This is a genomic window from Streptomyces sp. NPDC091271 (genome assembly GCF_044757505.1).
Classification (GTDB): Bacteria; Actinomycetota; Actinomycetes; order Streptomycetales; family Streptomycetaceae; genus Streptomyces.
Genome location: NZ_JBIVVD010000005.1, coordinates 356384 through 366585 on the forward strand (window position 1 = coordinate 356384; position 10202 = coordinate 366585).

Annotated in this window: 8 protein-coding genes; 1 reads left to right on the forward strand and 7 read right to left on the reverse strand. The window is 71.0% G+C overall.

Annotated elements, in window-relative coordinates; genetic code table 11:
* Positions 1 to 35: 35 nt before the first annotated feature.
* The 7 genes from murD to rsmH are packed head-to-tail and all read right to left on the reverse strand — an operon-like array spanning position 36 to position 9220.
* Positions 36 to 1469 (reverse strand): UDP-N-acetylmuramoyl-L-alanine--D-glutamate ligase, encoded by a 1434-nt coding sequence (gene murD, locus ACIQM3_RS22755; protein WP_401627025.1) that lies wholly within the window; start codon positions 1467 to 1469, stop codon positions 36 to 38.
* Positions 1451 to 2521 (reverse strand): phospho-N-acetylmuramoyl-pentapeptide-transferase, encoded by a 1071-nt coding sequence (gene mraY, locus ACIQM3_RS22760; RefSeq protein ID WP_401627026.1) that lies wholly within the window; start codon positions 2519 to 2521, stop codon positions 1451 to 1453. Before mraY ends, murD begins: the two co-directional genes overlap by 19 nt.
* On the reverse strand, positions 2518 to 3936 hold the full coding sequence (gene murF, locus ACIQM3_RS22765; RefSeq protein ID WP_401627028.1) for a UDP-N-acetylmuramoyl-tripeptide--D-alanyl-D-alanine ligase: 1419 nt from the start codon (positions 3934 to 3936) through the stop codon (positions 2518 to 2520). Before murF ends, mraY begins: the two co-directional genes overlap by 4 nt.
* A gap of 4 nt (positions 3937 to 3940) precedes the next feature.
* Positions 3941 to 5671: a UDP-N-acetylmuramoyl-L-alanyl-D-glutamate--2,6-diaminopimelate ligase gene (locus ACIQM3_RS22770; RefSeq protein ID WP_401627029.1), complete on the reverse strand. Its 1731-nt coding sequence runs from the start codon at positions 5669 to 5671 to the stop codon at positions 3941 to 3943.
* Positions 5672 to 5687: 16 nt separating this feature from the next.
* Complete coding sequence (locus ACIQM3_RS22775) at positions 5688 to 7679, reverse strand: penicillin-binding transpeptidase domain-containing protein (protein WP_401627030.1); 1992 nt, start codon at positions 7677 to 7679, stop codon at positions 5688 to 5690.
* 4 nt (positions 7680 to 7683) lie between these two features.
* A complete protein-coding gene (locus ACIQM3_RS22780) occupies positions 7684 to 8205 on the reverse strand; it encodes a septum formation initiator family protein (RefSeq protein WP_401627031.1) in 522 nt (173 codons plus the stop codon).
* Between the two features lie 49 nt (positions 8206 to 8254).
* A complete protein-coding gene (gene rsmH / locus ACIQM3_RS22785) occupies positions 8255 to 9220 on the reverse strand; it encodes a 16S rRNA (cytosine(1402)-N(4))-methyltransferase RsmH (protein ID WP_401627033.1) in 966 nt (321 codons plus the stop codon).
* Between the two features lie 409 nt (positions 9221 to 9629).
* Between rsmH and ACIQM3_RS22790 the strand changes: the two genes are divergently transcribed.
* Positions 9630 to 10193: a beta-class carbonic anhydrase gene (locus ACIQM3_RS22790; RefSeq protein ID WP_401627035.1), complete on the forward strand. Its 564-nt coding sequence runs from the start codon at positions 9630 to 9632 to the stop codon at positions 10191 to 10193.
* Positions 10194 to 10202: the final 9 nt, after the last annotated feature.

The window sequence follows — 10202 nt, forward strand, 5'->3', positions numbered from 1 at the left end:
TCCTCCGGGACAGTACGACGCGGAGACCGGGCCCGTCAGGCGCTCTCGTCGGCGAGTTGGCGGACCGCGTCCGCGAACGCCTCGCCCCGCTTGTTGTAGTTGACGAACATGTCCATCGAGGCACAGGCCGGAGCCAGCAGGACGGTGTCACCGTGCCGGGCCAGCCGTGCCGCTTCGCGGACCGCTGCGGACATCGCCCCAGTGTCGGTCCGGTCGAGGTCGACCACGGGTACCTCGGGGGCGTGTCGCGCCAGGGCTTCGCGGATCAGCGCCCGGTCGGCGCCCATCAGCACGACGCCCCTCAGCCGCTTCGCGGCCCCCCTGACCAGCTCGTCGAAGGTGGCGCCCTTGGCGAGGCCGCCGGCGATCCAGACGATCGGCTCGTAGGCCGCGAGGGAGGCCTCGGCGGCATGGGTGTTGGTGGCCTTGGAGTCGTCGATGTACGCGACCCCGGAGACGTCGGCGACGTGCTCGATGCGGTGGGCGTCGGGACGGAAGGCCCGCAGCCCGTCGCGCACGGCCGTCGGCGGTACGCCGAAGGCGCGGGCGAGGGCCGCCGCCGCCAGGGCGTTGGCGATGTTGTGCGGGGCCGGCGGATTGACGTCGCCGACCTCGGCGAGCTCCTGGGCCTGCTTCTGCCGGTTGGCCACGAAGGCCCGGTCGACCAGGATGCCGTCGACCACCCCGAGCTGCGAGGGGCCCGGCGTACCGAGGGTGAACCCGATGGCCCGGCAGCCCTCCTCGACGTCGGCCTCGCGCACGAGGTCCTCCGTCGCCGCGTCCTGCGCGTTGTAGACGCAGGCGACGCTGTTGCCCTCGTAGATCCGGCCCTTGTCGGCGGCGTAATCGGCCATGGAGCCGTGCCAGTCGAGGTGGTCCGGAGCCAGGTTGAGCACGGCCCCCGAGTGGGCGCGCAGCGAGGGCGCCCAGTGGAGCTGGTAGCTGGAGAGCTCGACGGCGAGTACGTCGTACGTCTCGTCGCCGAGCACGGCGTCCAGCAGGGAGACCCCGATGTTGCCGACCGCGGCCGTGCGCAGGCCGGCGGCCTCGAGGATCGAGGCGAGCATCCGCACGGTCGTGGTCTTGCCGTTGGTCCCGGTGACCGCGAGCCAGGGCGCGGCGTCGGGGCCCCGCAGCCGCCAGGCGAGTTCGACGTCGCCCCAGACGGGGACGCCGGCCTCGGCGGCCGCCCGGAAGAGCGGCTTGCCGGGCTTCCAGCCGGGGGCCGTGACCACGAGCTCGGTGGACTCCGGCAGGGTGTCTCCGTCGCCGAGGCGCACGGTGACTCCGAGCGCCTCCAGCTCGGCGGCCTGGGCGCGGGAGCGCTCGTCGTCGCCGTCGTTGACGACGGTGACGAGAGCTCCCCGCTCGTGCAGGGCGCGGGCCGCGGGGATACCGCTGACGCCGAGCCCGGCCACCGTGACGTGCTTGCCCTGCCAGTCCACGTCGTTCACTTCTTGGCTGCCCATCCCGCGTAGAAGAGGCCGAGTCCGACGATCACGCACATGCCCTGGATGATCCAGAAGCGGACCACGACAAGGACTTCGGACCACCCCTTGAGTTCGAAGTGGTGCTGGAGCGGCGCCATGCGGAAGACCCGCTTGCCGGTCATCTTGAACGAGCCGACCTGGATGACCACCGACATCGTGATCATCACGAAGAGACCGCCGAGGATGGCCATCAGGAACTCGGTGCGGGAGCAGATCGCGAGACCGGCAAGCGCTCCGCCGAGGGCGAGCGAACCGGTGTCACCCATGAAGATCTTGGCGGGCGAGGTGTTCCACCACAGGAAGCCGAAGCAGGCGCCCATCAGGGCCGAGGCGACGACGGCCAGGTCGAGTGGGTCCCGTACCTCGAAACACGCCTCCGGGTTGGTGAGGGTCGTCGCGTTGGCGCAGGACTCCTGGAACTGCCACAGCCCGATGAAGGTGTACGCGCCGAAGACCATCACCGACGCGCCGGTGGCCAGGCCGTCCAGACCGTCCGTCAGGTTCACGCCGTTGGACATGGCGAGAATCATGAACAGGGCCCAGACGACGAACAGCACCGGTCCGATGGACCAGCCGAAGTCCTCGACGAAGGAGAGCCGGGTCGATGCGGGGGTGTTGCCGCGGAGGTCGGCGAACTGGAGCGAGAGCACCGCGAAGGCGATGCCGACGATCAGCTGGCCGGCCATCTTCGCCTTGGCGCGCAGGCCCAGCGAACGCTGCTTGACGATCTTGATGTAGTCGTCGAGGAAGCCGACGAGGCCCATCCCGGCCATCAGGAACAGGACGAGGACGCCTGAGAAGCGCATCTCCTCGCCGGTGATCACCTTCGCCAGGACGTACGCGATGATCGTGGCCAGGATGAAGGCGATGCCACCCATGGTGGGCGTGCCCTGTTTACTGCCGTGGGTACGCGGGCCGTCGTCCCGGATGAACTGCCCGTAGCCCTTGCGGGCCAGAAGTTTGATCAGCAGCGGGGTACCGACCAGGGTCAGGAAGAGCCCTATGGCTCCCGCGAAGAGGATCTGCCTCATCGGACGGCGACCTCGCCCTCGGTCGTCTCCAGCAGTGCCAGGGCGACCTTCTCCAGGCCGACCGACCGGGACGCCTTCACCAGCACGACGTCTCCCGGGCGCAGTTCACTGCGCAACAGGTCGACGGCCGCCTGTGCGTCGGACACGTGCACCGACTCCTCACCCCACGAACCCTCGTTATATGCGCCCAGTTGCAGCCAGGAGGCTTCTGTCCCCCCGACAGCGACGAGCTTGCTGACGTTGAGCCGGACGGCGAGCCGTCCGACCGCGTCGTGCTCGGCGAGCGACGCGTCACCGAGCTCGGCCATCTGACCGAGCACCGCCCACGTGCGCCCCCCGGCTGCCTGTCGGGCCTTGCCCATGGCGGCCAGCGCACGGAGTGCGGCCTTCATGGATTCGGGGTTCGCGTTGTAGGCGTCATTGACGACCGTCACACCGTCCGGACGCTCGGTGACCTCCATGCGCCAGCGGGAGAGGGTGCCCGCCCCGGAGAGCGCATCGGCGATCTCGGTCACGGACATGCCCAACTCATGGGCGACGGCGGCCGCGGCGAGCGCGTTCGACACGTGGTGCTCACCGTACAGGCGCAAGGTCACGTCGCTGCACCCGGTCGGGGTGTGGAGCGCGAAAGCGGGGCGGCCGTCGTCCGTGAGCCGCACGTTCTCTCCCCGTACGTCCGCATCCGGGGCCTCTCCGAAGAGGAGCACCCGCGCTTTTGTGCGGGACGCCATGGCCCGCACGAGCGGGTCGTCGGCGTTGAGGATCGCGGCGCCGTCCTCCGGGAGGACCTCGACGAGCTCGCCCTTGGCCTGGGCGATCGCCTCGCGGCTGCCGAACTCCCCGATGTGGGCGCTGCCCACGTTGAGGACCAGGCCGATCTTCGGCGGGGTCAGGCCGGCGAGGTAGTGGATGTGGCCGATGCCCCGCGCGCCCATCTCCAGCACGAGATGGCGGGTTTCCGCCGTCGCGCGCAGCGCGGTGAGCGGCAGACCGATCTCGTTGTTGAGGGAGCCCGGCGTCCAGACCGTGGGCGCCCTGCGCTCCAGCAGCTGGGCGATCAGGTCCTTCGTGGACGTCTTGCCGGCCGAGCCGGTCAGCGCGACGACGGTGGTGCCGAGGCGTTCCACGACGGCGCGGGCGAGGGCGCCGAGGGCGGCCACGACGTCGTCGACGACGATCGCCGGGGCACCGACGGGGCGGGCGGCCAGCACGGCCACCGCGCCCGCCTCGACGGCACGCTGCGCGTAGTCGTGGCCGTCGACACGCTCGCCCGCGAACGCGGCGAACAGGGAGCCCTGCAGCACCTCCCGCGAGTCGATGACGACGGGGCCGGTGACGACGGCGGAGCCGTCCGGTACGTCGTGCGGCTGCCCGCCGACGATTCCGGCGATCTCGGCGAGGGAAAGGGCGATCACTTGGTCATCCCTGACTGTTGTTCTCATGGGTGTGTACGCGGTCCTCGGGGGCGTGCGCGACGCCCGTGCGCCCCAGGGAGCGTTCGATGGCCTCGCGCAGGACCTTCCGGTCGTCGAAGGGGCGCACCACTCCGTGGATGTCCTGGCCCTGCTCGTGTCCCTTTCCGGCCACGAGCACGGTGTCGTCGGGCTCGGCCCGGGCGACCGCGGCGGCGATGGCCGCGGCCCGGTCGGCCTCGACGAGCACGTCGCCGCGCTCGTGGACGGGCACCTCGGCCGCGCCGGAGAGCATCGCGGCGAGGATCGCGAGCGGGTCCTCGGAGCGGGGGTTGTCGGAGGTCAGTACGGCGGTGTCGGCGAGCCGTGCCGCGGCGGCGCCCATCGCGCCGCGCTTCGTCGTGTCGCGGTCACCGCCGCAGCCGAGCACGATGTGCACCCGGCCCTCGGTGACCTTCCGCAGGGAGCGCAGGACGGATTCGACGGCATCGGTCTTGTGCGCGTAGTCGACGACCGCGAGGTACGGCTGTCCGGCGTCGACGCGTTCCAGCCGGCCCGGTACGCCGGGGACGGCCGCGATGCCGTCGGCCGCGGTCTGCGGGTCGACGCCCGCGACGGCCAGGGTGACGATCGCGGCGAGGGTGTTGGCGACGTTGAACGGGCCGGGCAGCGGGGCCCTGGCGGTGATGCGCTCGTCCTTGGGGCCGATCACGGTGAAGCTGCTGTCCCGGGGGCCGACTTCGACGTCCTCGGCCCGCCACTCGGCGTCCGGGTGGCCCTCCGCCGAGAAGGTGACGACCGGGACGGACGCCTCCTCGACCAGCCGGCGGCCGTACTCGTCGTCGAAGTTGACGACGCCGAGCTTGCTGCGCTCCGGGGTGAACAGCTGCGCCTTGGCCTGGAAGTAGTCCTCCATGCCGGAGTGGAACTCCATGTGCTCCGGGCTGAGGTTGTTGAACACGGCGACGTCGAAGACGCAGCCGTCGACCCGGCCGAGCACCAGGGCGTGGCTGGAGACCTCCATGGCGACCGCCTCGACCCCGCGTTCGCGCATGACGGCGAACAGCGCCTGCAGGTCGGTGGCTTCGGGGGTGGTGCGCTCCGACTTGATGCGTTCGTCGCCGATCCGCATCTCGACGGTGCCGATCAGTCCGGTGCTGCGTCCGGCGCCGCGCAGCCCGCCCTCGACGAGGTACGCCGTGGTGGTCTTGCCGGACGTTCCGGTGATGCCGATCTGGAGGAGGCCGACGCCAGGCCGTCCGTAGATCTCGGCCGCGATGTCGCCCATCCGGCCGCGCGGGTCCTCGGTGACGAGGACCGGGAGGCCGGTGGCGGCGGCGCGCTCGGCGCCCGCCGGGTCGGTGAGGATCGCGGCCGCGCCGAGGCCCGCGGCCTGGGCGGCGAAGTCTGCACCGTGGAAACGGGCACCGGGCAGGGCCGCGTACACGTCTCCGGGGCGCACGGCCCGGGAGTCGTGGGTGATTCCGGTGACCTCACCGGAATCCTGCGGTCCGGCACCGAGCCTGGCGGCCAGCTCTCCGAGGGACGTGGGCCGGAGCCTGTCCGGTCGGGGCGCTCCCGGGTAGGTCACAGGCGCGTCCTTCTGAGTGGTTTGACACTGATCAGCGTGGGGCACGGCGGTGAGCGTACCGGGCGGACCCGGCCTCTCGCGAAGTGAGGGGCCGGGGTTGCGGTACTTCTCGTTCCGGTTCCCGGGATCAGGGGTGATGGTCGTCACTGAGGGTTCCCCCGAGTTACTCGCCGGGCTTGAAGGACACCGGCAGCCGGGCGGGATCGCTGCCGGAGGGAGGGGTCTGGAGGGTCTTCAGGGCGAACTCCATGACCTTCTTGTAGATCGGGCCACAGATCTGGCCGCCGAAGTAGCTGCCCTTGGTGGGGTTCTGGATGGCGCAGTAGACGGCGATCTGCGGATCGTCGGCGGGGGCGAACCCCGCGAAGGACGCGGTGTAGCCCTTGTAGACGCCGCGTACGGGGTCGACACGGTTGGCCGTGCCGGTCTTGCCCGCGACCCGGTAGCCCTCGATGTGGGCCTTGGCCCCGGTGCCTTCCTCGTCGTCCACCACGGACTCCAGCATCTTCGCCAGCGTCCTGGCCGTCTTCTCGCTGACCACCCGGGTGCGTTCCGGGGCTTCGGACGCCGTGTAGCGGTCGTCCGCGTCCTTGGTCCCGCGGACCAGGGTCGGCTCGATCCGGACCCCGCCGTTGGCGATGGTCTGGTAGACCGAGGCGGCCTGCATGGCGTTGAGGGAGAGTCCCTGGCCGAACGGGATCGTGTACTGCTGCGAGGTCGACCAGTCCTTGGGGTGGGCGATGATGCCGGGCGACTCGCCCGGGTAGTCGAGCCCCGTGGTGCTGCCGATGCCGAACTTGCGCAGGTAGGAGTACAGGACCTTGTTGGCCTCGGCCTGGGTCTTGCCGAGCTGCCCGGTGGCCAGGATGGTGCCGATGTTGCTCGACTTGGCGAGTACGCCGTTGAGCGTGAGGTACCAGGTGGGGTGGTCGATGTCGTCCCGGAAGAGCCGGTCGCCCCGGTGCAGCCGGTTCGGCACGGTGACGTGCGTACCGGGCGTGGCCGCCCCCTCCTCCAGCACTGCGGCCATGGACATGACCTTGCTGGTGGAGCCGGGTTCGTACACGTCCTGGAGTGCGGCGTTGCCCAGGGCGGCCGCGTTGCTCTGCGCGAGGTCGTTGGGGTCGTAGCCGGGGGCGTTGGCCATGGCCAGCACCTCGCCGGTCTTCGTGTTCTGGACGACCACGTAGCCGCGGTCCGCCTTGGACTCCTCGACCTGGTCGGCGATGGCGCGCTGGGCCGCCCACTGGATGTCGCGGTCGATCGTCAGCTCGACGTCGGTGCCGGCGACGGCCGGGATCTCCGTGGAGCCTGCGGTCGGCACGGGCCGGCCGCCCGCCTGGGCGTAGCGGATCTTGCCGTCCTCGCCCTGGAGCTGCTTGTTCAGCTGTGCTTCCAGTCCGCCGCCGCCCTTGCCCTCGGCGTTGACAAATCCCAGTATCCCGGCGGCAAGGTCGCCGTTGGGGTACACGCGCTTGGTGGTGGGCTCCTGAAGGACTCCGGCCAGCACGTTGGCGCCGGGGCCGCCCTTCGCCTTGTCCTCGGCCGCCTTCTCCGCGAAGACGGACTTGAGGTCCTTGATCTGCTTCCAGACCTGCGGGGTCTGGCGCCGTGCCAGCACCGTGTAGCGGCTCTTGGGTGTGGAGAGCTTCTTGGCCAGGTCCGCCTCTTCCTTGCCGAGGATCGGGGCGAGCAGGGCCGCCGCCTGCTGCGGCGCGTCCGGGGCCTTGCTGTCCTCGGGTGTGAAGAGCTTCGGGTCGGCCGTGATGTCGTGCGCGTCGACGCTGGTGGCCAGGGCGATGCCGCTGCGGTCGGTGATCTCACCGCGTTCGGCGGCGATCGTGTACTCCAGATAGCGGTTCTTCTCGGCCTTGGCGGAGTACGTGTCGGCGTCGACGGCCTGGACCTGGAGGAGCCGGACGACGAACGCCAGCATGACGAGGGTCAGGCAGAGGCTGATCAGGCGCAGCCGGGGGCGCGGGCTGCCCAGCCGGATGGACCGGGGGGAGCCGCCGCGTCGCTTCCTGGCCGCCGGGCTCCGTGGACGCCGGGCGTCAGGGCGGTCGGCGGGCCGGGGACGCCCCGGTCCGCCGGCCGCGTTACGGGAGCGCGCGGGGCCGGGGACACGGCGGCGCGGCGGTTCCTTGGACGGCACTGCGTCACCTGCCGGGGCTCGTCGGGGGCGGGGTCGGGGTGTTCGGGGCCGGTGCGGCGGGGGCCGTCGACGGCGTCGCGGGGGACGCGGAGCCGGAGGGCGCGGCCGCTCCGGCCGCGCCCGCCTCCGGCTCGGGGACCGTCGTGGGGGAAGGCTGCGCGGTGGCCCGCTCGGGCTCTCCGCGAACGGTGCCGTCCGGGTCCAGGAAGGCGGGGCTGCCGCCGGGCACCATGCCGAGCTCCCTGGCCCGGCGCTCCAGCGCGTCGGGTTCGGAGTAGCTGTCGACGTCCCTCTGGAGAGCCTGCTGCTCGTCGGTGAGCTCGGTGGTCTCCCGCTTCAGCTTGCTCAGCCTGAACGATCCTTCATTGAGCGCCGAGTTCAGCAGCAGGAGCGAGATCAGGCCACCCGCCAGCAGCAGCACGACCAGCAGGACGAAGGGGGTGCGGGCAGCGTTGCTCGGCCCCGACGGCATCAGCCGGGCGAGCCGGCCGGCTCGCCCCTTCATCTGCTCGGCCGTCCCGGTCACCGCGGTGCCACCGCCCTCGTGCGTGCCCGGCCGGCCCGGCGGGGTCCGCTCATCGCTCCTCCTCGCGGATCCGCTGGGCGCCGCGCAGCCTGGCGGGGGCGGCACGCCGGTTCTCGGCGACCTCTTCCTCGGTGGGCAGTTCGGCGCCGCGGGTCAGCAGCTTCAGCCTGGGCTGGTAGCGCTCGGGGACCACGGGCAGTCCGGGCGGCGCCGTGTTGGCGGCGCCGGCGGCGAAGACCTGCTTGACGAGGCGGTCCTCCAGCGAGTGGTACGAGAGGACGGCGATCCGGCCGCCGACGGCGAGGCTCTGCACCGCCGCCGGGATCGCCCGCTCCAGGACGGTGAGTTCACCGTTCACCTCGATGCGCAGGGCCTGGAAGGTGCGCTTGGCCGGATTGCCGCCGGTGCGCTTGGCGGCCTGCGGCAGGGAGTCGCGGATCAGATCGACGAGGCGGGCGCTGTTGCTGAAGGGTTCCTTCTCGCGTTCGCGGACGACGGCGGAGACGATGCGCTTGGCCTGCTTCTCCTCGCCGTACGCGCGCAGGATCCGCACGAGTTCACCCGGCGGGTAGGTGTTGAGCACCTCGGCCGCGCCGATGCCGGTCGTCTGGTCCATGCGCATGTCGAGCGGCGCGTCCTGGGCGTACGCGAAGCCGCGGTCCGCCTCGTCCAGCTGCATGGAGGAGACACCGAGGTCGAACAGCACGCCCTGGACCTTGGCGATCCCCAGCCGGTCGAGGACCTCGGGGAGTTCGTCGTAGACCGCGTGCACCAGCGTGGCGCGGTCGCCGTACGGGGCGAGGCGCTCGCCGGAGAGCCGCAGCGCTTCCTTGTCCCGGTCGAGGGCGACCAGCCGGACCTCGGGGAAGGCGGCGAGCAGGGCCTCGCTGTGCCCACCGAGCCCGAGGGTGCAGTCGACGACGACCGGGGGCCGCGGTCCCGTCGCCTCCAGAGCCGGGGCCAACAGGTCCAGGCATCGCTGGAGCATCACCGGGACGTGTCGGGTCTGGCTCAAAGCGCCCTCTCAGGCTATGTCCCGTGTGGCCGCACATACGGCCTGGTCCCCACCCGCCCGGAAGGGGAGGTCGGCCGGCGCCGGGGAAGGAGGCGTCGGCCGGCCGACGGGCGGGAGAGGGCCGGACCGCATGTACGCCGCACATCACGGGGAACTCGAAACATGTAAAAATATGCAGAATGTGCAGGCGTGTCGGTAACTTCGCGTCACTTTAGTCCACCCTGCCATTCGATCCATTCCCGATCAACGAACCGCGCAGCGCGTCGCACCGCCGCGACGGACCGGGAACCTCACCCGGCCGGGTGCCTGACGGTGAGGCTTGTGGGTTACCTCACAACAAGCCACGTTGACGTTTTTTGTCCCCTTCCTCAGCACGCCATGCGCAGTCTCGAACGCTAACGTCATAGCTATGTCGACTTCTGCGCAGTCTTCCGCCCAGACCGATTCCCCTTCATCCTCCGCCGCCCGTTCCGGAGGGACAGTCACCGACCGCCTGGTCGAACTGAACACGCGTTACGCGGAGGAGTTCAGCGACCCGGGCATGGACGCGCGGCCCGTACTGCAGGTCGCCGTGGTCGCCTGCATGGACGCCCGCCTCGACCTCCACGCCGCGCTGGGCCTGGAACTGGGCGACTGCCACACCATCCGTAACGCGGGCGGCGTCGTCACCGACGACGTCATCCGGTCGCTGACGATCAGCCAGCGAGCGCTCGGCACCCGTAGCGTCGTGCTCATCCACCACACGAACTGCGGCATGGAGTCGATCACCGAGGAGTTCCGGAAGGATCTGGAGTTCGAGGTCGGACAGCGCCCGGCCTGGGCGGTGGAGGCCTACACGGACGCCGACCAGGACGTACGGCAGTCGATGCAGCGCGTGCGCACCTCTCCGTTCCTCCTGCACACGGACGACGTCCGCGGCTTCGTCTTCGACGTGACCACCGGCTCGCTGCGCGAGATCCTCCCCGCCTCCTGAACGCCTCGA

Bases quoted from the DNA above. Each gene is read 5' to 3' on its own strand.
- mraY (WP_401627026.1), bottom strand. From the start codon at position 2,521: ATGAGGCAGATCCTCTTCGCGGGAGCCATAGGGCTCTTCCTGACCCTG.
- murD (WP_401627025.1), bottom strand. From the start codon at position 1,469: ATGGGCAGCCAAGAAGTGAACGACGTGGACTGGCAGGGCAAGCACGTC.
- ACIQM3_RS22790 (WP_401627035.1), top strand. From the start codon at position 9,630: ATGTCGACTTCTGCGCAGTCTTCCGCCCAGACCGATTCCCCTTCATCC.